21 protein-coding genes and 4 tRNA genes are annotated in these 22,071 nt (G+C 66.3%); 4 read left to right on the top strand and 21 right to left on the bottom strand.

Translation table 11 applies throughout. The annotated features are described in order from the left end of the window. The first annotated feature begins 75 nt into the window (after positions 1–75). Positions 76–1,242 carry a glycoside hydrolase family 76 protein gene (locus JVX90_RS15070; protein ID WP_205329518.1) on the top strand — a complete coding sequence of 389 codons (1,167 nt, stop codon included), beginning with the start codon at positions 76–78 and terminating at the stop codon, positions 1,240–1,242. A gap of 76 nt (positions 1,243–1,318) precedes the next feature. Continuing rightward, on the top strand, positions 1,319–3,352 hold the full coding sequence (locus JVX90_RS15075) for a CocE/NonD family hydrolase (protein ID WP_205329519.1): 2,034 nt from the start codon (positions 1,319–1,321) through the stop codon (positions 3,350–3,352). Here the strand turns inward: JVX90_RS15075 and JVX90_RS15080 are convergent. The 16 genes from JVX90_RS15080 to JVX90_RS15155 all read right to left on the bottom strand — a co-directional run bounded on the left by JVX90_RS15080 (position 3,330) and on the right by JVX90_RS15155 (position 14,982). Beyond that, entirely contained in the window at positions 3,330–3,821 is a 492-nt protein-coding gene (locus tag JVX90_RS15080) for a TIGR04338 family metallohydrolase (RefSeq protein ID WP_205329520.1), read from the bottom strand. The two genes, JVX90_RS15075 and JVX90_RS15080, sit on opposite strands and share 23 nt — an antisense overlap. Before the next feature lie 65 nt (positions 3,822–3,886). Then, positions 3,887–4,843: an L-lactate dehydrogenase gene (locus tag JVX90_RS15085; protein ID WP_205329521.1), complete on the bottom strand. Its 957-nt coding sequence runs from the start codon at positions 4,841–4,843 to the stop codon at positions 3,887–3,889. A gap of 52 nt (positions 4,844–4,895) precedes the next feature. Next, positions 4,896–5,732 carry a DUF2786 domain-containing protein gene (locus JVX90_RS15090; protein WP_205329522.1) on the bottom strand — a complete coding sequence of 279 codons (837 nt, stop codon included), beginning with the start codon at positions 5,730–5,732 and terminating at the stop codon, positions 4,896–4,898. Between the two features lie 62 nt (positions 5,733–5,794). Next, complete coding sequence (locus JVX90_RS15095; protein ID WP_205329523.1) at positions 5,795–7,081, bottom strand: hypothetical protein; 1,287 nt, start codon at positions 7,079–7,081, stop codon at positions 5,795–5,797. Then, entirely contained in the window at positions 7,078–8,439 is a 1,362-nt protein-coding gene (locus JVX90_RS15100) for a condensation domain-containing protein (RefSeq protein WP_205329524.1), read from the bottom strand. Before JVX90_RS15100 ends, JVX90_RS15095 begins: the two co-directional genes overlap by 4 nt. Beyond that, the gene (locus JVX90_RS15105; RefSeq protein ID WP_205329525.1) at positions 8,436–9,842 is read right to left on the bottom strand and encodes a condensation domain-containing protein; all 1,407 of its coding nucleotides are present in this window, start codon (positions 9,840–9,842) and stop codon (positions 8,436–8,438) included. Before JVX90_RS15105 ends, JVX90_RS15100 begins: the two co-directional genes overlap by 4 nt. Positions 9,843–10,262: 420 nt before the next feature. Beyond that, a complete protein-coding gene (gene rplA / locus JVX90_RS15110) occupies positions 10,263–10,973 on the bottom strand; it encodes a 50S ribosomal protein L1 (RefSeq protein WP_205329526.1) in 711 nt (236 codons plus the stop codon). 97 nt (positions 10,974–11,070) lie between these two features. Next, positions 11,071–11,505 (bottom strand): 50S ribosomal protein L11, encoded by a 435-nt coding sequence (gene rplK / locus JVX90_RS15115; RefSeq protein ID WP_008377528.1) that lies wholly within the window; start codon positions 11,503–11,505, stop codon positions 11,071–11,073. Positions 11,506–11,582: 77 nt separating this feature from the next. Further along, positions 11,583–12,284 carry a transcription termination/antitermination protein NusG gene (gene nusG / locus JVX90_RS15120; RefSeq protein ID WP_240194184.1) on the bottom strand — a complete coding sequence of 234 codons (702 nt, stop codon included), beginning with the start codon at positions 12,282–12,284 and terminating at the stop codon, positions 11,583–11,585. 146 nt (positions 12,285–12,430) lie between these two features. Next, positions 12,431–12,817 carry a preprotein translocase subunit SecE gene (gene secE / locus JVX90_RS15125; RefSeq protein WP_205329528.1) on the bottom strand — a complete coding sequence of 129 codons (387 nt, stop codon included), beginning with the start codon at positions 12,815–12,817 and terminating at the stop codon, positions 12,431–12,433. 38 nt (positions 12,818–12,855) lie between these two features. After that, positions 12,856–12,928: transfer RNA gene (locus JVX90_RS15130), tRNA-Trp, on the bottom strand. Positions 12,929–13,065: 137 nt separating this feature from the next. After that, positions 13,066–14,112 (bottom strand): fused (3R)-hydroxyacyl-ACP dehydratase subunits HadA/HadB, encoded by a 1,047-nt coding sequence (locus tag JVX90_RS15135; protein ID WP_205329529.1) that lies wholly within the window; start codon positions 14,110–14,112, stop codon positions 13,066–13,068. 229 nt (positions 14,113–14,341) lie between these two features. Further along, a complete protein-coding gene (gene rpmG / locus JVX90_RS15140) occupies positions 14,342–14,509 on the bottom strand; it encodes a 50S ribosomal protein L33 (RefSeq protein ID WP_008377524.1) in 168 nt (55 codons plus the stop codon). 89 nt (positions 14,510–14,598) lie between these two features. After that, positions 14,599–14,672, bottom strand: a tRNA-Met gene (locus JVX90_RS15145). A gap of 35 nt (positions 14,673–14,707) precedes the next feature. Then, a tRNA-Thr gene (locus JVX90_RS15150) sits at positions 14,708–14,780 on the bottom strand. A 121-nt stretch (positions 14,781–14,901) separates the two neighbouring features. Continuing rightward, positions 14,902–14,982, bottom strand: a tRNA-Tyr gene (locus JVX90_RS15155). Between the two features lie 93 nt (positions 14,983–15,075). On the opposite strand from JVX90_RS15155, the gene JVX90_RS15160 reads away from it, so the two are divergent. Continuing rightward, the gene (locus JVX90_RS15160) at positions 15,076–15,567 is read left to right on the top strand and encodes a YajQ family cyclic di-GMP-binding protein (protein WP_205329530.1); all 492 of its coding nucleotides are present in this window, start codon (positions 15,076–15,078) and stop codon (positions 15,565–15,567) included. Positions 15,568–15,735: 168 nt separating this feature from the next. Here the strand turns inward: JVX90_RS15160 and htpX are convergent, their stop codons facing one another. Both htpX and JVX90_RS15170 read right to left on the bottom strand, forming a co-directional pair. After that, complete coding sequence (htpX, locus tag JVX90_RS15165; protein WP_008377522.1) at positions 15,736–16,605, bottom strand: zinc metalloprotease HtpX; 870 nt, start codon at positions 16,603–16,605, stop codon at positions 15,736–15,738. A 94-nt stretch (positions 16,606–16,699) separates the two neighbouring features. Further along, on the bottom strand, positions 16,700–17,716 hold the full coding sequence (locus JVX90_RS15170) for a polyprenyl synthetase family protein (RefSeq protein ID WP_205329531.1): 1,017 nt from the start codon (positions 17,714–17,716) through the stop codon (positions 16,700–16,702). Positions 17,717–17,819: 103 nt separating this feature from the next. Here JVX90_RS15170 and JVX90_RS15175 point away from each other — a divergent pair, with 103 nt between their 5' ends. Continuing rightward, positions 17,820–19,091 carry a geranylgeranyl reductase family protein gene (locus JVX90_RS15175; RefSeq protein ID WP_205329532.1) on the top strand — a complete coding sequence of 424 codons (1,272 nt, stop codon included), beginning with the start codon at positions 17,820–17,822 and terminating at the stop codon, positions 19,089–19,091. 133 nt (positions 19,092–19,224) lie between these two features. On the opposite strand, the gene JVX90_RS15180 is transcribed toward JVX90_RS15175, so the two are convergent. The 3 genes from JVX90_RS15180 to menD are packed head-to-tail and all read right to left on the bottom strand — an operon-like array spanning position 19,225 to position 22,047. Then, positions 19,225–19,926, bottom strand: a complete 702-nt coding sequence (locus JVX90_RS15180; RefSeq protein WP_205329533.1) for a demethylmenaquinone methyltransferase — start codon at positions 19,924–19,926, stop codon at positions 19,225–19,227. 10 nt (positions 19,927–19,936) lie between these two features. Continuing rightward, positions 19,937–20,365, bottom strand: a complete 429-nt coding sequence (locus JVX90_RS15185; protein WP_205329534.1) for a hypothetical protein — start codon at positions 20,363–20,365, stop codon at positions 19,937–19,939. A gap of 11 nt (positions 20,366–20,376) precedes the next feature. Beyond that, positions 20,377–22,047 carry a 2-succinyl-5-enolpyruvyl-6-hydroxy-3-cyclohexene-1-carboxylic-acid synthase gene (gene menD / locus JVX90_RS15190; protein WP_205329535.1) on the bottom strand — a complete coding sequence of 557 codons (1,671 nt, stop codon included), beginning with the start codon at positions 22,045–22,047 and terminating at the stop codon, positions 20,377–20,379. Positions 22,048–22,071: the final 24 nt, after the last annotated feature.

Raw genomic sequence — 22,071 nt, forward strand, 5'->3', positions numbered from 1 at the left:
ACGATGACCAACGGTCTCTGGTTGAACTTTGATGCACCGAGCGGACTCGATGCGTCGCCCCATAGGCTAACGACTATGACCGACGATGTCGAATCGACGCGGGCCGCCGCCGCCCAGGAGGCCCTTCGGGCCCGCCACCTCCGCAGACTCGGCGGGTGGGTTCCGTTCACCAGGATCGGCGTCGTCGCATGGCCGCCCGCAGGCCGACCCCTGTCCAAACAACGGATCACGTCGTCCTGGAACTACTGGTGGCAGGCCCACCTCGTGGACACCCTCGTCGACGGCGCGGTGCTGCGCGGCGACGAGCGGTGCGGCGCCGACGCAGTCCGGCTCCTACGCGGCATCCGAATCCGCAACGTGGGACGTTGGACCAACAACTACTACGACGACATGGCGTGGCTCGGTCTCGCGATGGAGCGCGTCGACCGCCATCTGCCGGGCCGAACGGGCGCGGGTCACCTCCGCGGCCTCCGCACCCTTCGGGATGTGATGTACAACGGCTGGTCCCCCGAACTCGGCGGCGGAATCCCGTGGCGGACGACCGATCACTTCTTCAACGCCCCAGCGAACGGACCGGCCGCGATCCTCCTCGCACGCGCCGGACGTCCCGAGCGTGCGATCGAGATGGCGAACTGGCTGCACGAGAACCTCACTCTCCCGTCCGGCCTGATCGGCGACGGCCTGTGGCGCCGAGCAGACGGCTCCCGCGAGTTCGACGACGCAGTCTTCACGTACTGCCAGGGTGTTGTCCTCGGCGCCGACGTCGAGGCCTATCGGCTGAGCGGCGATCCTCTCCATCTGTCACACATCGACGCCCTCCTTCGCGCCGTGTCCGACCGCATGACAGTCGACGGTGTCATCCGCGGCGCGGGCGGTGGTGACGGCGGACTGTTCGGCGGAATCCTCGCCCGGTACCTCGCACTGGTGGCGACCGATCTCCCCGACATCACATCGGACGTCCGCGCCCGTGCCGCAGCGATCGTCACGACGAGCGCCGACGCCGCCTGGACTCACCGCGCCGAGGTCGACGGGCACCCGATTTTTGGCCCCGACTGGTCCACACAGGCCGTTGTGCCGTCCACCGAAGGGCCGACGGCACAGAAGTTCGGCGGCGCAGTCGCCTCGTCGAAGATCCCCGAGCGAGACATGTCTGTGCAGGTCGGAGCCACAATGCTCCTCGAAGCAGCGGCCCGCGTAACGAACCGGTCACCGGAGCACAACGGTTACGCCACTCCCGATTAGGCATCTGGAATGCCTTCGTTTTTAATGGAATGACATTCGCGAGTGATGTGGGACACAGACGAGAGGGTGATCGAGCGTGACTCTGGAGTTGAGCGCTGACCACGGCGAGTTCGCCGGGCTCCACCGCAACGGTGTTCCCGCCTACCGCAACGCCGACGGCGGAGCCGCCGCGCGCGAGTGGCGAGCGGCAGTCGACGGCCGCCAGCCCTACCCGCGTGTCCACATCGACCGCAGCATCACTCTCGACATGAGCGACGGCACTCGCCTGCGGGCGACTGTTGTCCGCCCGGCGAACGTTCTCGGCACGCCGGTCAAGACGCCGTTCCCCGCCGTGCTCAACGTGAACCCGTACAACCGCGCCATACTCGACGCCATCGACCACGGTCTTCACGCGCCGGTCATCGGCAACGCCGTTCGGACCGCGAGCAATGCGATGACCGCCGACTCCGGCGCACTCGGCGGCATCTCCAGGCTCGGCAGGACGTTCGGCGCAGGCTTGTGGGACGTGTTCGGTATCAACCGGAATCTCGTCCGCTCGGGTTACGTCCAGGTGATCGTCGACGTTCGCGGTACCGGCTCGTCACACGGTAAGTGGGAGATCCTCTCACCCCGCGAACAGCAAGACTCCATCGAGATCATCGAATGGATCAGTAAGCGGTCGTGGTGTGACGGCAACGTCGGCATGACCGGATGGTCGTACTCGGCGATCAACTCGCTGCAGGCTGCCAGCCATCGTCCGTCCGCACTCAAGGCCGTGTTCGCCGTCGAAGGCAGCGAAGACGTGGTCCGCGACGTCTACATCACCGGCGGAATGCCTTCGGCCTTCATCCCGCTGTGGCTGGCTCTGGTCAACGGCCTCAAATGGCTTCCGAATCCGGCTACCGGCGTGGCCGATCTCCTACGCGGCGACGCGTACCGATGGCTTCGAGATCGGGTGAAGTCGCCCGCCTCCGAGATGCCGTCTCTGATGTGGGGGTTCCTGACCGCCCGCGACGACCGCATCTTCGACGACCCGTACTTCACCGAACGCAACCCGATCATCGAGAACATCGAGTGTCCGACGTTCACGGTCGGCGGCTGGCATGACCTGTTCGGCCGCAGCGCGACCCGCGTCTACCAGAAGCTGCAGATGACTCCTGGCCGCAAACAGATGCTCGTCGCCGACGGATATCACCTCGATCCGGGATGCGACCACGGAGCGCCGCACCGTCCGCCCCGCCTCGACGTACTCGAGCGCGCCTGGTTCGACAAGTGGCTCAAAGGCATCGACAACAGCGTCGAGGAGTACGGCCCGGTCACGATGGAGCAGCAGGGCGGCATGTGGTCGTGCGGCACCGCGTTCCCGCGTTCAGAAGTGACCCCGCGCCGACTGTTTCTCACCGAGGACTCCTCGGGAACAGCTGAGCACACCCGCCACGACGGTGGGCTGTCCGCCGAACCAGCACGTCGCCGTCGAGCGCTGCACGTGCGTCCCGATCTTCGCGGATTCCGCTCCCGAGACCTGGCGCAGGTCACCGCCGGCGCCGCGATCGTCCTCGGAGACGACTTCGCTGTCGACGCGCGCTATCAAGAGCACGGTGCGCTGTCGTTCACCAGCGAGGCCGTCGACGAGCCGACACAGCTGTCCGGCGAGATGAACCTTCGCCTCAACGTCGCGACCACCGCGCACGAGGGCATCTGGGCGGTCACCATCAACGACGTCGCGCCCGACGGTACGTCCCGCGTCTTGACCAATGGAGCCCTGACCTCGTCGAATCGTGCACTCGACCCGTCGCGCTCCACGTACACGCCCGACGGTGTGCTGCTCGACGCCGTGCACTACCTCTCCAGGGAACGGCGTCTGCCGGTTCCCGCAAACGAGCCGGTCCGCATCGACATCGATCTCGTCCCGACCGATGCCGTGCTCGCGCCCGGACATCGCCTGAGGGTCGACGTCTACGCCGCCAGCCTGCCCCGTTACCTGACGATCGTTCCGGACCTGATCAAGGCGCGTGGCCGTCGTCAACAGTTGGTGCTCGATCCGAACAAGCCGAGCTACCTGACCTTCCAGACCGACGGTGTGCTCGGCGCGGACCCGGTTCCGGTCGTCAGCGCACTCCGGCCTCTGTGAACAGGACTCGGTAGACGAGACCCACTTCCGGTCCGAGGACCAGTCCGACAAGCTCGATGAGCGTGTCGACGAACGACGCTCCATGCATCTGGCCGTCGTCCCGCGGATCGAGGTGATGCGCGAGTTCGTGCAGCACCACCAGTTCCCGCAGAGCCCAGGTTCCCTCCGCCGAGTCGGGGACGGCGATCACGTGCCCTGACGCTTCGTAGTGAGCCGCACGACTGCCCTTCCTGCGTCGGACCCGCACCGGTGCGGACGCGTTCACGAATCTCTCGCGAACTGGATGGAGAGCGAGGACGTCGTCGACATATCGAGCGACCGCGCCGACGTCGCCGAACTTGGCTTCCGCGGGAACTGTGAGCGTCGTGCCTGCGATCTGCAGTGTATGCGCTCCCCCGCCTGCGCGGTCCATCAATCGATGCGCGATCCGCTCCGTCTCGTAAACCCTTCCCCGGTTCGCATCGCGCACCCGCCCACCCTATCGACGTCCCTGCGCTTCAGACGGGGCGACTCTTCTCCAGTTCCGGCAGAGCGTCACAGGTCGAAGTGCCCCTGGGTCCGATGCAGGGTGTCAGCGGACGCGCGGAGCCCGGCGGCTTCGTCGTCCGAGAGGGACACCGCCAGTCGCTCTCCCGCACCTCGCGCATCCACGATCGTGGGCAGGGAGAGACAGACGTCATCGATCCCCCCGGGGCCGTCCGTGATCAATGTCGAAACAGGCAGCACACGGTGTTCGTCCCCGAAGATGGCCTCCGTGATTCGGACGGCTGCGAGCCCGATCGCATAGTTCGTAGCGCCCTTGCCCGCGATTATCCGGTACGCCGACTCGACGACATCACGTCTGATCTGTTCGCGGACTGCAGCATCGAGTGGGTCGCGCCCCTCCAATGGTCGCCACTGGTCCAGCGGGACCGCTCCGATGGTGGCAGTCGACCACAGCGGTATCTCGCTGTCTCCATGCTCACCGGCGATGTACGCGTGAACGTTCTGGACTGCCACACCGCAGTGGATCGCCAGCAAGTGCCGGAGCCGAGACGTGTCGAGGACCGTCCCCGACCCGAACAGGCGGTTAGGCGGGAGACCGGTGAACTTCAACGCCGCATACGTGACGACGTCGACGGGATTGGTGACCATCATGAACACTGCGTCCGGTGCCGCCGCCACGATCGGCGGAAGCGCTCGACGGGTCAACTCGATGGTCGCCTCTGCGAGTTCGAGACGGGACTGCCCCGGCTTCTGTTTCGCACCGGCTGTGAAGATCACAACGTTCGAGTCCGACGCCACCGAGGGATCGCTCCCACCGATCACCGTGGCGCCGGGCACGAACTCGAGGCCGTGCCGTAGGTCGAGCACTTCCGCTTCGACCTTCGCCTCGTTCACGTCGAGCAACGCAACAGTCCGGGCGACTCCCCTGATCAGCGCCGAGTACGCGATCGCGGTTCCGACTGCACCCGCTCCGACAACAGTGAGTTTTCGCCTACTAACCTCCATGCTCAGACGGTAGTCGCGATGAGGCCGCCTGACACGAGTAGCCGGAGAAACCTCAGCGGTCGATCCTGCGGCGACCGCTCGGCAGAGTCGGTTCGCCGGGTCCCAGCCGAGCCCTGCGGCCGGCACGATCACCCGCCTGCCGCGCGGCCGACGAGTAACCCGAGCGCGCCGACGTCGGACGCCAGGTGCCGCGAGCCGTCGTCGCCTGCGAGTAGAAGTCCTTCACCTCGAGTTCCTTGTTCCGCAGGGCGACCGCAGTGGACCCCGAGCCCCCGCCTGCACCGGCCGACTCCGCGGACATCGCCTCGGCGCGCTGTTCGTCGCGCGCTTCCTGGAGCCGACGGCCGATCCGTTCCGCGAACGCCGACTGGAAGTTGAGCCGAGCCGTGATCGGCGAGAGCGGCTTCTCCTCGATCGCCTTACGGCGGAAGTACCCCGCACCGACGGTGACCACTTGCCGAGCCGTCTGCCCTTTGTATCCACCGGACTTCAGGTAGGCGTCGCTGGCGGCGACCATCTGGATCACCAGCGAGGAGTACAGCGCCTCGGTCGCGTCGATGTCGGCCTCGAAACCGTACGCGATCACGTAGGTCGAGTTCGACGCCACGTCGCACGTCAGGTCGTTGGCACGGGCGATCTGCACGAACAGCTGGACGTAGGTCTTCAGGCCACGTTTCCCGGCTTCTCCGATCGTGACCTGGCGGGTCAGAGGAACGGCGGCAGCCCGTGCGGCCGGGTCGTGCGCTCGGGCCAACGCGAGATCGATCGACGACGCCGTCGCCAACCTCTGAGCCGCGGCCATGAACGCCTCGGCCTCATGCTCGTTGTCGGTCCCCTCCGCCTGCCGTAGCAGTCCGGCGATGCGGGTGAGCAGCTTGTCGTCGCGCATGCCCCACAGGGTATCGGCGTCCCCCGACACGGTCGATCACTCTGTCCACAGGTCCGCACATGTCAGTCGAGCCACACCTGCGCATACAGGTCCCAGCGTTCGAGTTCACCGAGGACCAGGTCCGTGAGACGCCGCCGGTCCGGAGTCGCGACTGGATCCAGCCCCGCGAAGCACAGGGTGACGACGCCGGGCGTCCGGGACGACCACGCGCTGACGCCGCCACCCGCTGACGCCAACTGCGCGGCGGAGGCGCCCACCGTCGTGGACCGCATGGCGACCGGTCCCGTCGTGGCGCCGCCGAGTGTCGCGAACGACGGCGGCAGGTCGCCCAGTGCCGATGCAAGACACAGCGGAGTGCCGGCACCCGCGGCGAGCCGCCGAACGACTGCGTCCGGCAGCGCTTGTGCGACCACAACGGTCGAAACGAACGGGTCAACGTCTCGTTCCCTGCGGACATAGGCCTCCTTGCACGATGCTCGCAGCTCAGAGAGGTCGTCATAACGATCGGCAGACACCGTCACCTCTGCGGTCGCGGCCGACGACGCATTCGACCGCAGATCGTCGTCATCGCCGCGAGTCGACACTGGCAGATTGATCTTTACATCGTCGCCGGTCGCCACCCGCCCCGATCGCTCGAGCACACCGAGCACCAGTGCCACGAACAGCGTGTTCGGTGTGCCGTTCGCTTCCAGCGCAGTCGCGTCGAAGACGGCAGAATCCACGGTGACAGCGATCGTGGGACACGTGAACGGCGCGTCGTCGGCAGCCTGACGCGGCTCTCGCGCCGCGCTCGGCGCCCTGTTCCGGAACAGTTCGCGTACGGCCGACGCCGCTGCTCGGCCCAGACTCAACGCATCGGCGATGGGACGTCCGCCGTCGACGTCCAGCGGCCGCGAACATCCACGAACAGCCTCGTCGACCGCGGCGAGGATCGCGCCTCCGTCCGCGACGACGTGGGAGAACACCAGTGACACCAGTGTCTGGCCGTCGCTGGTCGGTGCCGCAGTCAGCCTCCACGACGGCCCGGCGACGCTGTCGATCGGCGCCGCGAGTTGTGTCCGAGCCCAGTCGCCCTCCCCACCCGGCCGGACCGGCAGTTCCGAAGTCGCGACGACTCCCGCGGCAGGTGTGGACCTCCAGAGGTCGCGCGTCGGGCCGGCGGTGCGCACCGCCAGCCGCGAGAGTCTGCCTGCGCGCAGGCCCTCGCCAAGCCGGTTCACCAGGTCCGCATCGACGTCGGACCCGAGTCGCCACACGACCTGGTTGACCACCGGAAGGTCGACGACTCGCTCCATCACCAAGAACAGGTTGTCGTCGGCCGTCAATCGCCCCACTGCGACTGCGGTCACCGCTGGTCCACCGACGCCAGCACCTCAACGAGGGTGTCGAAGTACTTCGCGACGGACGCCTCGGCGATCGGGTTGTCCGGCCGCTGGGTGGCTGCGAACAGTCCGTCGTCGGTCCGGCTGATCCAAATGGACGCGTGGTCGGTGACGCCCTCTCCGGTGAAGATCAGCGCGTCCCGTAGACGGTCGGCCGCCGGGAACCATCGGAAGTCGAGATACGAGACCATCTGGGGGTTGGCGATCACCGACGGGTCCAGGACGCCCTTGCCGATCAGCACTCCGAGGGCGCCGTGGACCGGGTCCGCGGACATCTCCTTCGCCACCGCCAGGCCGCGCACCGCGTCGCCGAGGACATCGGCGAGATTCTCAGTCCGGACGTCGAACGCGACCGGGACGAAATTGATGTACCACCCCTGTGCGGCCACGTGGTCACCGCTCCGTGTGCTCAGCACGGTCGCCGTCAGGTAGCGCTCTCGCCCCACCAGCCTCCGTTCGGTGACGCCAAGCGCCGCGAACACCAGAGCCGACAGCCCGGCGCCTGACGCCTTCGCCCAGCCGGCGAGCCTCTCGACGCGGTCGGCGTCGGCGATCCGGACCTGGTCGATCCGCACCGGCTCCGACCGCCCGTCGACGATGCCGAGGTCGAGGGGGAACGACGGTATCGCCGGAGTGCTCCCTCCGAGGATCGACTCCCAGTGATGAACCGACGCCGTCTCGGTCGTCATCGCTTCCGCGCGAGCGTATTCGGACGCCGTGTGCTCGATGTGGCTCGCGCCCACGACCGGCCGGGGTCCGCCGTCGCCGTGATAGCGCGACAGGATCTCGGCGAGCCCGATCGCCTGTGAACTCGCGTCACCGAACGCGTGATCGATCGCGAAGTAGAAGTCGAACGAGTCGTCATGCGCCACCGCTCCGAACGCCACCGCGGGGAACACGTCGAACACAGCTGTTGATGGCAGGCGACGGTGCAGGTGATCGACCGGATCAGTTCCCTGCGGCAACACGTGCGCCTGGACTTCGATGTCGGACGCGTCGACCAGTCCACGCACCACGTCATCGCCGTCGAATCGAAACGTCGACCGCCACCCGTCGTGATCTCGGAGGAACCCGTTGAGGGCCGCCGTCATCCGGTCGAGATCGAGGACTCCGGGAACCGGGACCGTCGCGCAGGTGAAGGCGTGATGCTCTCTGCCGGCCACCCGATCGGCTTGCACTGCGACGATGTGATCCCGCTGCAGAAACGACGGGCCAACCGGATGCAGAGGGGCTGCCCGGCCGGCGGCCGCGGTGGCGTCGGTTGGTGCCCAGTCGACGACAGCGCCCGCGGCCGGTCGCCATTCCCGCCCGGCTGCGATCCTCACTGGACGATCCGGACGGGGCGGCCGAGCGCTGCATCGCCGGTTTCGACGACCTCGCTGAGGACGGCGGCGAACTCGGCGACGAATGCGTGGACCGACGACGCGGCGATCTCGTTGTTCGGGTACCTCATCGACAGGTTGAGCCCGCCTGCGGCACGGTTGATCCACAGATAGACCTCGGAGCCGCTGCGGACACGGCTTCGGAGGGCCCGCTCGTGTTCGGACCAGGCGTCGGCCCCGGGGACCGCTCGTCCGTCGACGAAGGACACCACGAACTCCGGTGCCCCCGGGACGTCGAGAATGCTCGTGACGCGTGGCAACGAGAAGGGCACGACATCCCGGTTTGCGCGGATCGCGGCCGAGGTGCCTGCGATCGTCTCGCCGAACGACGCCGCATGTCCGATCGGATCGTCGACCGGCATCACACCGACGAACCAGCCGGCCGCGGCCGCGAACTCGGGAGCATTGCGTGTGTGCATCGGCATGATGAATCGCAGACCGTCGGCGCCGAGTCGCCCAAGCGCGGTCTTGACCGCGCTCAGGAAGCCGCTCGTCTGAGATCCGCCGAATCCCTTCGCTGCCGCGACGAACGCCTCGGTCGCATCTGCGTCGAGCAACCATCTGGACAGGCTCGCCTGAAAATCGGGCGCCGTGTCACCGGTCGGACGGCGAACCGGTAGAGGGAACGACGGAAGTCGCCGGTCTGCGCCGAGGAACTCGGCCCACCGTTGGACGACGGGGTGGTCGTGGTCGAGCGCATCGTCGACCGCACGCTCGAAGGCGCTGAAGTCGACATACGACCCCACCGGCGGGAGGAGCGGCACACGCCCCTGCACCCGCGCCCGGTAGAGCTCAGTGAGCTCCGCGATCGCGATGACCTGCGTGTACGCGTCCATCACGGCGTGATCTGCGGCGAACACCACGGTGAACCACGGTGACGCCGAGTCGGGTTCGACGGTCACGACCGCCAGGTGAGGCCACCGGACGGCCGAGATGACATCGGCGAAGAAGCTCTCGATCCGACTGCAGATCTCAGCGCTTCCGCGAGGCTCCGGAGCACGACGAGCCTCGACGGTGATCGCCTCCGCAGGAACGGTGGCCCGAATGAACCCCCGACCGCCGACCGCGGGGACCGCGGTGGTGCGGTATGCCTCGTGACGAGCGACCCAGTCGCCGACCACCGCACCGAACGCGTCCGTGTCGAGGGGTTCGTCGACACGGAAGGCTGTGCCGATCCAGGAGCCCGCAGCCGCCTCGGGAGCATCGGTCGCGCACGCCACGTGTGTCTCATGGTCGGTCGAGAGCGGCCGGTGATCGTTTCGCCATGCCTCGGCACGCGCGGTCGGCACCCAACCGATCGTCTGCCCGCCGTGCAGCGGGTAGTCGGCGAGTTCGCTGTACTCCATAGTGTCCCCCTCGTGAGTCTGGCCCGGATCTCGGAGATTCGCGTCTTCTCGCGCCCCCTGAGAAAGGATCTACTCCTCGACGAAGCGTCGTTTCAAGACTCGTGACAGGCGTCATCGGTCTGCTCCGAGAGTCCTGGAGATCACAGTTCGCGTGTCTTCACGGCGGTCCTCCGTAGGGTGCGAACGCGGCACTGCAGACTGCCATCGAGGCAGGTGAACGCCCCAGAGCATCGTCTGATCGGACTACATTCGGCGCGGCGCATGTTCTGCTCGCCCCGCGCAGAACGCACGTGAACGCCGACCGGTGTGCTCGGTGGCCACGTCCCGTTAACAAAGAATTATCGGTATTCGACCCACAAAAAGGCGCCTCCCGCTTCAAGCGGGAGGCGCCTTTTGGCTACTGCTCGAGCCAGACCTGGATCAGGCCTCGTCGAGGAAGTTGCGCGACACGGCCGGGTCGACGGGGACGCCGGGGCCGGTGTTGGTCGAGATGGTGACCTTCTTGACGTAGCGGCCCTTGGCTGCCGACGGCTTCGCACGCATGATCTCGTCGTACGCTGCGCCGTAGTTCTCGGCGAGCTTGGCAGCGTCGAACGACGCCTTGCCGATGACGAAGTGCAGGTTCGCTGCCTTGTCGACGCGGAAGTTGATCTTGCCGCCCTTGATGTCGTTGACGGCCTTGGTCACGTCGGTGGTGACGGTGCCCGTCTTCGGGTTCGGCATCAGACCACGCGGTCCGAGGACACGTGCGATACGGCCGACCTTGGCCATCTGGTCCGGCGTCGCGATCGCGGCGTCGAAGTCGAGCCAGCCACCCTGGATCTTCTCGATCAGGTCCTCGGCGCCGACCTCGTCTGCGCCCGCAGCGGCAGCCTCGGTGGCCTTGTCGCCTGCGGCGAACACGATGACGCGGGCAGTCTTACCGGTGCCGTGCGGCAGGTTGACGGTGCCGCGGACCATCTGGTCGGCCTTGCGGGGATCGACGCCGAGACGGACGGCGACCTCGACAGTGGCGTCGGTGTTCTTCGACGACGTCTCCTGTGCGAGCTTCACAGCCTCCAGCGGACTGTAAAGGTTGTCGCGATCGATCTTCTCAGCTGCGGCCACATAGGCCTTGCTCTTCTTGCTCATGCTCTGTTCCTTCTCCCCGCGCGGGGCGGGAGTTAGTGGTTAATGGGCCGAGCACGGCCCTCCCACGGATGTTCTGGTGGTGCGATCCGAGTCGGGATCAGCCTTCGACGACGATGCCCATCGAACGGGCGGTGCCTGCGATGATCTTCGCTGCGGCGTCGATGTCGTTGGCGTTCAGATCCTCGGCCTTGGTCTTCGCGATCTCGCGGACCTGGTCCATCGACACCTTGCCGACCTTGTCGGTGTGCGGCACGCCCGAGCCCTTCTGCAGGCCTGCGGCCTTCAGCAGCAGCTTGGCTGCCGGCGGGGTCTTGAGCTTGAAGTCGAACGAACGGTCTTCGTACACGAAGATCTCGACCGGGATGACGTTTCCACGCTGGGATTCCGTCGCAGCGTTGTACGCCTTGCAGAACTCCATGATGTTGACGCCGTGCTGACCGAGAGCCGGACCCACGGGCGGTGCCGGGTTGGCCTGGCCCGCCTGGATCTGGAGCTTGATGATCCCGGAGATCTTCTTCTTCTTGGGAGGCATATCCTCTTGTCCTTTTTCCTACAGATCCGCGCACGCTGGATACGCGGAAGTCATTGCACGCTTGGCGGTGAAGCCGGTCAGATCTTCTCGACCTGGTTGAAGCCGAGCTCGACCGGAGTCTCTCGGCCGAAGATCGACACCAGGACCTTCACCTTGCGCTGTTCGGTGTTGACCTCGCTGATGGAGGCCGGCAGGGTCGCGAACGGGCCGTCCATGACGGTCACCGACTCGCCGACCTCGAAGTCGACCTCCACGAGGTTCGACGCGGCGGCTGCAGCAGCCTCGACGCTTTCGCCCGCCTCTGCGGCGGCCTTCGCCGCCTGGGCCTTGCGGACCTCGGCGCGCGGAAGCAGGAACTGAAGGACTTCCTTCAGTGACAGCGGCGACGGACGCGAGGTCATGCCGACGAAACCTGTGACTCCCGGGGTGTTGCGCACCGCGCTCCACGAGTCGTCGTTGAGTTCCATGCGGACCAGGATGTAGCCGGGAAGGACCTTGCGGTTGACCTTCTTCTGCTGGCCGTTCTTGATCTCGGTGACCTCTTCGGTCGGAACCTCGACCTGGAAGATGTAGTCGCCGACGTCGAGGTTCTGAACACGGGTCTCGAGGTTGGTCTTGACCTTGTTCTCGTAGCCCGCGTACGAGTGGATGACGTACCACTCGCCGGGTGCACGACGCAGTTCTGCCTTGAGCTGGGCGACAGGGTCGATGTCGGCTTCCGGCTCCGGCGTTGCGGCGGTCTCGGGCGCGGCGTCCTGCGTGGTCTCATCAGGCGTCACGTCACCGACCTCCGGCGATTCGATGTCGTTCTCCGGGGTGCTCACTGCGCCCAACTCCTTCATTGCTCACCCGGGCCGTCGGCCCGTCAGTACTACGGGGTGTGCCCCCGCAGTGTCGCGGGCGCAAACGCCCACTCTCGCACGTGTCAGCCGAATACGAGAAGCGCGAGCTTCGCGAATCCGATGTCCAATCCGGCGATGATCGACGTCACGACCACCAGGAACGCGAGGACTGCGATCGAATAGTTGACCATCTCACTGCGCGTCGGCCATACGACCTTGCGCATCTCGCTGATGACCTGCTTGAGGAACGACCAGATGCGCACAAACGGGTTGCGGCTCGTCGACGCACCGGTGTCGGTGCTGCGAGACGAGGTCGCGACCGTCGCCGATGCGGCTTCCGCCCGACGTCCCCGTGCCGAACGCTTACCGCTCGGACGAAGCTCGTCGTCGGCCCGGATGCCGTCGACCTCGATCGTGTCGTCGACCCCCGCGCCGTCCATTCGGCCAGCCTTGCGATCCCGCTTGGCCACCTTCTCACCGATCCCTTCGTATGCAAACTGCCCGAGGGCAGGGGCGACAGGACTTGAACCTGCAACCTGCGGTTTTGGAGACCGCTGCTCTGCCAGTTGAGCTACGCCCCTTTGTACCGGACTCGAGCCCGATACGGTCGTCGCTTACAAAACCAACGCGCCACCCTTAGGGCAGCGCGGAAGTCTGTGAAAGCTCAGACTCACACAGTGTAGAGCAAACCTGCGGTCGGCCCCAACTCGGTGGTAGATCAGGCGAACTGAACGAGCGCCTGCGCACGTCCGAAGATCTTCCGATCGCCCTGCTTCGCGACGAGCGCGATCACTCCGCGACGCGTCTCGGGGTCGAGCGAACGGACCTTTCCGGTGAACTCAACCTCGGCGTATCCGACTGGCGGGACGTACACCGGGCTCGTGAAGCGGACGTTGAACTCGTAGATGGCCGCTGGGTCGCCGACGAAGGAACTCACGACGCTCGCAGCCAGACCCATCGTCTGCATGCCGTGCGCCACCGGCTGTTCGAGGTCGATCGCCTTGGCCACCTCAGGGGAGAAATGGATCGGGTTCGGGTCGCAGCCGACCCCTGCGTAGTTCACCAGGTTCCCGAGTGTGAGCACCTTCGTCACCGGGGGAATCTCCTGCCCGACCACAAGCGAGTCGAAGTCGATGGCGCCGTACGGTTTCGGTTCGACCTGCGGATCAGGGTCCGAGTACCGGTCGAACGGACCGAACACGGTCTGTGCGGTACGCGGCTCGTTGTCGACCTTCATCATCACGTGCTCGAGTTTGTCGAGCATCGCCGGATCCGCCTCGACCGACGGACGCGCCACCACGGAGGTGAACGTGGTCATCACCGGCTCGTCGTGCTGGTTCCAGACGATGTTCTTCGTGACCATCATGTCGGTGCCCATCGACTGCCGGAACGACTCCAGCGAGACGTCGCAGACCAACTTGTCGCCCACCTTTATCGGCTGGTGGAACACGAGCCGCTGGTCTGTCTGCATCACCTGCCACACGTCGTACCCGGTGACCACCTCTTCGAAGAGGCGTCGCTGGGCGATGATGCCGAGCACGGAGATGAACGTCGGGGCCGCGATGAGCGAATCATGTCCGAGTTCGGCGGCCTTCGCCTCGTCCCAATGCACCGGATGGTCGTCTTGGACCGCTCGCGCGTGCTTGCGGATCTCCTCACGGCCGACCTCGTAATAGTCGTCGACCGTGTAGCTGTACCCCACCACCGACCTGGAGTGCGCCGCAAGCTCCTCCGGCGTCATCTTGGTCTCGACCTGCTGCGTCATCTGCTGCACTCTCCTCACACGCCCCCCGTGGGCCGTCTAACAACACCGCGGCCTTCGGGCTGGACCTGCGGCGCACACATGGTCTCATCTCACAAACGGATCGATACTCGATCGTTATATACGATTGTCACTCCCCGGTGGAGTGCAAACAAAATCAAGCGGGCCACCTCACATGGAGGTGGCCCGCTTGAAGGGTCTGTATCACGTCACGCGGAGGCGCGACGAGAAGTCAGCGCGACTCCTTGTGAGCCTCGTGCTTGCCGCAGTTCGGGCAGAACTTCTTCAGCTCGAGACGATCGGGGTCGTTACGACGATTCTTCTTGGTGATGTAGTTGCGGTGCTTGCACACCTCGCATGCCAAGGTGATCTTCGGCCGCACATCGGTTGAGGAAGCCACTTTGTTGCCTACTTTCGCGTCTAGCTTGTAATCGGGCCCGTATCGCGACCCAGGCTCTGGGCCGGGGCGTGCACCGGGTGTTCGATGTGTAGCGGTGGGGGGACTCGATCCCCCGACCTCACGATTATGAGTCGTGCGCTCTAACCAGCTGAGCTACACCGCCCTGTCGGTCCCACAACTCGCGAAGCGAAACCAGCGAGCCCCCTGACGGAATCGAACCGTCGACCTTTTCCTTACCATGGAAACGCTCTACCGACTGAGCTAAGGGGGCGTGCCTCACTACCCGACAGCATGTCGCCACCGTGACGTAAGAGCCTCAACGAGGTTACACACAAGCAGGTCCGATAACCAAAACCGCTGGTCAACTGTCCTACATGAAGGAACCACGTCAGTGGCAGATACAGGATTCGAACCTGTGTAGCTTGCGCGACGGATTTACAATCCGCTCCCTTTGGCCGCTCGGGCAATCTGCCATTGTGCTGCCCGAAGGCAACGGGAGAAAGAATACAACGAACCTCCCACCACCGCACAAACGCGCTGTTCAGGGACGGTGTAGTGTGCCCAGCATGGCTGATTCTTCGTTTGACGTCGTGAGCAAGGTCGACCGCCAGGAGGTCGACAACGCACTGAACACCGCAGGCAAGGAGCTCTCGCAGCGATACGACTTCCGCGGCACCAACACCACCATCGCCTGGTCCGGCGAAGAGAAGATCGTGATCACCTCCGACACCGAGGAACGGGCCCTCGCGGGCCTCGAAGTGTTCAAGGAGAAGCTGATCCGCCGGGACATCTCCCTCAAGGCGTTCGACGCCGGCGACCCCGTCGGCTCGGGCAAGACGTTCAAGATCTCCGGCGACATCGTCCAGGGCATCGACTCCGAGCACGCCAAGAAGATCTCCAAGAAGATCCGCGACGAAGGCCCCAAGGGCGTCAAAGCACAGATTCAGGGCGACGAACTCCGCGTCTCGTCGAAGAAGCGCGATGACCTCCAGGCGATCATCGCTCTCCTCAAGGGTGAGGACTTCGGCATCGCCCTCCAGTTCGTCAACTACCGGTAGACCGCCCGTGATGCCGCGCTGAAGCGTGGGCTGGGATTCCCACTCCTCGGCAGTCCTCGCGGGCTCGCCTAGCGGCTCGCGCGCTGTGGAGGGCTCGTCGTGAGAATCCCCGCCCACGCTTCAGTGCTCGCTTCACCGCGGGTGCCCTCGATTAGTCAGAATCGATGATCAGAACGACTGACCTTGATCGCGGGCCATCTGCTCCAGTCGGGCGATGCGCTCAGCGGTGGGCGGGTGTGTGGAGAACAGACGCGAGAGCTTCTCGCCGGCCCGGAACGGGCTCTCGATCATCAGATGCGACTGCGACGTCAGATCCGGCGTCGGCGGCAGCGGAGCCGACGCGATCCCGCCCGAGATCTTGCCCAGTGCAGATGCCAGCGCCAGCGGGTCGTTCGTCAGTTCCGCACCCGAGGCATCGGCCTGGAACTCACGAGACCGCGACACCGACATCTGGATGACGCTCGCGGCGATCGGCCCCAGCAGCGACACCAGGATCATCGCAAGCGGGTTCGGACCATTGTCCCGGTTGCCGCCGAACATGCCCATCCACATCGCCATGTTCGCCAGTCCGGTGATGACGGCGGCCATCGCGCCGGCGACCGAGCTGATCAGGATGTCTCGGTTGTAGACGTGCGACAGTTCGTGGCCGAGGACCGCGCGGAGCTCCCGTTCGGTGAGGAGTTCCATGATGCCGCTCGTGCAGCAGACGGCCGCGTTCTTCGGGTTGCGGCCTGTTGCGAAAGCGTTCGGCGACTCCGTCGGACTGATGTAGAGCGCCGGCATCGGTTGGTGCGCCTGCGTGGCGAGCTCACGGACGATCCGGTACAGCGCGGGAGCCTGCACTTCGGTGACAGGCTGCGCATGCATGGCCTTCAACGACAGCTTCGCGCTGTTGAAGTACGCGTACGCATTGGTTCCGACCGCCAACAGCACCGACACGAACAGGATCGTCGTGTTCTGGAAAGCAGCACCGATGCCGACGATGATCGCCGACATCAGACCCATCAACGCAGCAGTTTTGAGCCCGTTGAAATGCACGCCAGCCTCCTATGGTTCCTCTGAGACGTTCATACACTCAAACGCTCGGTGCGCGGAGAAAAGTTCCAGACGCAACCATTCGAGGCGTCCGACGTCAGCCGATCCGTTCCACGGTGTACCGCACCAGTGATGCGAAGGCGTTGTTGGCGTCACCGGCGGGCAGGGTTGCGAGGAGACCGTTCGCCTCGTCCGCCATCTCCTGCAGTTTGGCGCGCGCCGCGACCATTCCGTCGGATGCGACCAGCAGGTGAAGTGCCTCGGTCACCTCGGCGTCGTCGGTCACCGGACGGGCAGCACCCGTGTCGGCGTCGACGAGCAGTTCACGCAAGCGAACCGAGTCGGGCCCGTCGCCCTGCAGCGCGTAGATGACCGGCAGCGTGTGGACCCCCTCCCGGAGGTCGGTGCCCGGCGTTTTACCGGAGTCTCCGGTCACCGATGCGATGTCGATGACGTCGTCGGACACCTGGAATGCGGTACCGATGATGTCGCCGAGACGCTGCAGAGTGGCGGCGCGCTCCGGGTCCGCTCCCGCGGACATGGCGCCGAAGCGGCCCGCGGATGCGATCAGCGAGCCCGTCTTCTCCCACACCACGCGGAGGTAGTGCTCCACCGGATCTCGGCCCTGAGCGCCGACGGTCTCGCGCATCTGGCCGGTCACCAGTTCTGCGAACGTGTCGGCGATGATCCGCACCGCATCCGGGCCGAGCGTCGACACGAGGTGCGAGGCACGGGCGAACAGGAAATCGCCCGCGAGGATCGCGACCGAGTTCGACCACCGGGCGTTCGCCGACTGCGCACCCCGACGCAGCGGGGCCTCGTCCATCACATCGTCGTGGTACAGCGTCGCCAAGTGCGTCATCTCGATGACGGTTGCCGACGTGATGACGTCGTTGTTCTCCGGGTCGGGCCCGAAGTGCGATGAGAGGATCGCGAACATGGGACGGAAACGCTTGCCTCCCGCCTTTGCGAGGTGAGTCGCGGCCTCGGTGAGGATCTCGTCGCCCGACGAGAGTTCACTCAGCAACAGATCCTCGACGCGGGCGAGTGATGTCTGCACCTGCGTTGCGAACTCGTCTGCGCCGAGGTCCAGTCCGGCGAATGTGGACTTCACGGGTGTCGTGCCCCATCTCGTCTTCTCGGGTCGCCGCGTGTTCGGCGAGAGGTCGATGACACCGCCCACCCTATCGTCCGACACCGCCCGACATACTGGTCGGGTGACGAGCGCAACCCCCGGTGACCACGACAGCCCCAACGGTCTCCCATCCGACGCCGACCTTCTCGTCGTCGGTGCAGGTCCCGCCGGTGCCGCGGCAGCAGCGCACGCTGCGCGACGCGGACTCGACGTCGTTCTGCTCGACGCCGCGACCTTCCCGCGAGACAAGACCTGCGGCGACGGCCTCACACCTCGCGCGTACGCCGCGATGAAGCACCTCGGCATGGGGGATTTCCTCGCCGACCGACCGGCGATCCGCGGTCTCGAACTGAACGGGTGGGGCCGACGGCAGCAGGTGCCCTGGCCGTCGTCTGCCTTCGGCCCGGTCGGCAGCGCCGCGCCGCGATGGGAGCTCGACGACGCGATCCGCCGCTTCGCACTGGCGAAGGGCGCCCGCATGGTCGAGGGTGCCAAGGCGATCGGCGTCCAGATCACGGGCGGCCGGATCGAGTCGGTGACCGTCAAACGTGGTGGTGAGCACTCCGCGATCGCCGTGCGAAACGTTATCGTCGCCGACGGCGTCCGATCGGGGTTGGGCAAATCACTCGGTCGCGAGTGGCATCGGGACACGGCCTACGGAGTCGCTGCGCGCTCGTACGTCGCCTCGGATCGGTCCGATGCGGAATGGATGGGTTCCCATCTGGAACTGCGCGGCCCGGACCGGGAGCTGCTGCCCGGGTACGGCTGGGTGTTTCCGCTCGGAGACGGGACCGTGAACGTCGGCGTCGGCGCCCTGGCGACCGGGAAGCGTCCAGCGTCGATGGCCCTGCGGCCGGTCCTCGAACACTATGCGCAGATGGTCTCTGACGAGTGGGCGCTGACCGGCGCTCCGGAGCGCGTCGCGTCTGCGCTGCTTCCGATGGGCGGCGCGGTCAGCGGTGTCGCCGGAGCGAACTGGATGCTGATCGGCGACGCCGCGGCATGCGTGAATCCCCTCAACGGCGAAGGCATCGACTACGCGTTGGAGACAGCCGAGCTCGCAGTCGCGATGCTCGCCGACGAAGCCGACTTCACCACGGCCTGGCCGGCGTTGCTCCGTCGTGAGTACGGACCGGTTTTCGCGGCCGCACGACGCGCGGCAGGCCTGTTGACCGTGCCGAAGACGGTTCCCGTACTCGGGCGTCCCGGGATCCGGTCGGCGGCCCTGATGTCGACCGTGGTCAGGGTGATGGGGAACCTGCTGACCGCCGACGACTCCGACCTCATCGCACGCGCCTGGCGCGGCGCGGGGATAGCCGCGTCACGATTCGAGGCGCGTCCGCCGTTCTCCTGAGCCTGAGCCGTACTTCCACGCACTCGCGGATTTCGACGACGAACGCTGCATCCGACGACGCAGACCGACGCCTCGTTCGCAGCCGCGGCTCTTGTGAAGGTCGCGTCTGTCGGTGAGTGTCGCGAACAGGCCCCTACGACGGGCGAATCGCGTGATGGATGGCGGCGATGCCGCCGGTCTGGTCGATCCAGCCGACGTCGGTGAAGCCCGCGGCGGAGATCAGCGATGCCAGGCCGTCTTGATTCGGCCATTCGCGGATCGACTCGGCGAGGTAGACGTATGCGTCCGGGTTGCTCGACACCTTGGTGGCGACGGCGGGCAGCGCCTTCATCAGGTACTCCATGTAGACGGTCCGGAACGGCCGCCACGTGGGCGTCGAGAACTCGCAGATCACCAGGCGTCCCCCCGGCTTGAGCACCCGCTTGAGCTCCGACAGGGCAAGCGGTACGTCGTTGACGTTGCGGAGACCGAACGAGATCGTCGCGGCGTCGAACGACGCATCGGCGAACGGCAGATGCAGCGCGTCGGCCGCGACCTTCGGCACGTTGCGTCGAACACCGGCCCGCAGCATTCCGAGCGAGAAGTCCGCTGCGACGACGGTGGCGCCGGAAGCCGCCAGCTCCGTCGTCGACACCGCGGTTCCGGCGGCGAGGTCGAGGACCACGTCGCGGGGACGCAACGCGAGCGCGCGCCGCGTGTTGCGTCGCCACAGGCGGTCCTGGCCGAACGAGAGCACCGTGTTGGTGATGTCGTAGCGGCGAGCGACTCCGTCGAACATCTCGGCGACGTCGGCGGGCTGCTTGTCGAGACCGGCACGGTGGGGACCAGTAGTCATGCCACCGAGACTATCCGCGCCGCGTGCGGCGTCCCACTTCGGCCACGACGAGCATGAGCATGATCACGACAATCCATCCCGCGGCGACGATCGACACTGCCGGTTTGATCGACAAGTCGGCGCCGCGACCGGCAGGCCTGGCAAGGGTGTCGGGATCGGTGGAGTCGTAGTCGACGAGGATCCGCTGCCCGGTCGCCAGCTGCGTCGGATACAGGAGCCCGAGCTTCGGGTTCCGCAGGACGCCGTCGGGGGTCACGAAGTTGACGGCGGCATGGAGCCTGTCGGCGGCGATCACCTCGGCGACCGCGGTCGCCTTGTTCGCGTCGATCTTGGCGTCGTTGCGGTAGGCGCCGGCGACGATGACGGCCCCGATGAGCGTCACGACGACGCCGAGCGCGGCAAGCGTGATCTGCACGCGCCTCTGCAGTGTCGGGGTCATGGGGTGAGAGATTACCTCGCCAGTCGGCCGACGATGCGGTCGTGGACCGGTCGCAGACCTTCGCGGCTCGTCGCCACCTCGATGACCTCGATGCCGCCGTCGGGCGCTGGTTCGTCGAGCATCGCTCCGAGGTCGGCGAGGTTCGCGCGGCGGTGGCCGATGTGGAACCCGGCGCACAGGGACGCGAGGTCGGTGCGGTGCGGCGTGCCGAAGATCCGGTCGTACACACCCGTGTAGTCACCCGTGTCGAACCGCGGATCACCTTGTTCGAGGAGGCTGAAGATGCCGCCGCCGTCGTCGTTCGCGACGACGATCCGCAGATTGTGCGGACGTGGTTCGGCGGGGCCGATGACAAGGCCGGTCGCATCGTGGATGAACGTGAGGTCGCCCATGAGCGCAATGGTGCGTGCTTCGCGATCGGCGGTGAGCGCGACACCTATGGCGGTCGCGTTCGTGCCGTCGATGCCTGCGACACCACGGTTCGACATGACGGCCACGCCGTCGACCACACGCCCGGTGAGCGCGATGTCGCGCACCGGGTTGGACGCTCCGACCACCAGCCGATCCCCTGAACGCAGCACTGATGCGACGGTGCGAGCGACGTGCAGGCCGGTGGTCACACCGGTGGCGTCGAGTTCGGCGTTCACCGCGGACACCACACGTGCATGGACATCGGCGGCCTGAGCCAACCAGTCGGCGCTTGGGGCGCCTGCCGGTTCGGCGCGGGTGCCGGTCGCCCGAACGTTTCCGGACACGTCGGGCCAGCGCGGACCCGTGGTGAGTGCATAGACGTCCACGTCGGGGTCGGCGAGCAGTTTCGACACCGAACGGTGCAGTGTCGGCCGCCCACAGATGATGGCCTGCTGCGGTTTGAGTTCACGCAGTGCCAATGGGTGAAGTGGATTCGCCGGTCGCGGCGCGGTCGGCTCCGCGACGGTCGGGAGGGCGGCGAGCTCGGGATGGACTCCAGACCCGTGCCCCGACACGACGACGGTGTCGCGCGTCAGGTCGATGTCGAGTGGAATCTCGAGTCGCCCACCGGGCGAGTACGTCCACGGCTCATCGTCGGGACGGCCCGCGAACTTCCCGCCGGCCTCGTCGGCCAGATCCGCGGTCGGATCGTCGGACGCATCGGGGACGAGCGGCTCACGGAGCGGGATGTCGAATTGGACTGGCCCCGGGTTTCCCGTGCGCGCACCCCGCGCGGCCGCGATGACACGCCCGACTGCGGAACGCCACTGCGAGTTGGTGTCGAGGTCCTCCTCTGCGAGACCGAGGCTGATGGCCGCGCGGACCTGGGTGCCGAAGATGCCGAACTGCTCGATCGTCTGGTTGGCGCCGGACCCGAGCAGCTCGTACGGCCGATTGGCGCTGATGACGATCAACGGCACACGAGCGTAGTTCGCCTCGAAGACCGCGGGGCTCATGTTCGCTACGGCGGTCCCGCTCGTCATGACGACGGGCACCGGCCTCCGCGACGCGACCGCCAGCCCGACCGCGAGATATCCGGCCGATCGCTCGTCTATCCGCACGTGCAGTCGGAGGCGTCCCTGCTGGTGGGCTGCGTGCAGAGCGAAGGCGAGCGGCGCATTGCGCGAACCTGGGCACAGGACCGCTTCGCCGATGCCGCCGCGAATCATCTCGTCGACGATCACGCGAGCTTGCAGAGTGGACGGATTCATGACGAGAACCCTATTACCGTTGGC

Origin of the sequence: Gordonia sp. PDNC005 (assembly GCF_016919385.1) — a bacterium.
Classification (GTDB): Bacteria; Actinomycetota; Actinomycetes; order Mycobacteriales; family Mycobacteriaceae; genus Gordonia.

Coding starts and splice junctions, on each gene's coding strand:
- JVX90_RS15180 (WP_205329533.1), bottom strand. CDS start 19,926: ATGACTACTGGTCCCCACCGTGCCGGTCTCGACAAGCAGCCCGCCGAC.
- rplK (WP_008377528.1), bottom strand. CDS start 11,505: ATGCCTCCCAAGAAGAAGAAGATCTCCGGGATCATCAAGCTCCAGATC.
- JVX90_RS15105 (WP_205329525.1), bottom strand. CDS start 9,842: ATGGAGTACAGCGAACTCGCCGACTACCCGCTGCACGGCGGGCAGACG.
- JVX90_RS15090 (WP_205329522.1), bottom strand. CDS start 5,732: ATGCGCGACGACAAGCTGCTCACCCGCATCGCCGGACTGCTACGGCAG.
- JVX90_RS15070 (WP_205329518.1), top strand. CDS start 76: ATGACCGACGATGTCGAATCGACGCGGGCCGCCGCCGCCCAGGAGGCC.
- menD (WP_205329535.1), bottom strand. CDS start 22,047: ATGAATCCGTCCACTCTGCAAGCTCGCGTGATCGTCGACGAGATGATT.
- JVX90_RS15135 (WP_205329529.1), bottom strand. CDS start 14,112: ATGACGCAGCAGGTCGAGACCAAGATGACGCCGGAGGAGCTTGCGGCG.
- JVX90_RS15085 (WP_205329521.1), bottom strand. CDS start 4,843: ATGGAGGTTAGTAGGCGAAAACTCACTGTTGTCGGAGCGGGTGCAGTC.
- rplA (WP_205329526.1), bottom strand. CDS start 10,973: ATGAGCAAGAAGAGCAAGGCCTATGTGGCCGCAGCTGAGAAGATCGAT.
- JVX90_RS15185 (WP_205329534.1), bottom strand. CDS start 20,365: ATGACCCCGACACTGCAGAGGCGCGTGCAGATCACGCTTGCCGCGCTC.
- JVX90_RS15160 (WP_205329530.1), top strand. CDS start 15,076: ATGGCTGATTCTTCGTTTGACGTCGTGAGCAAGGTCGACCGCCAGGAG.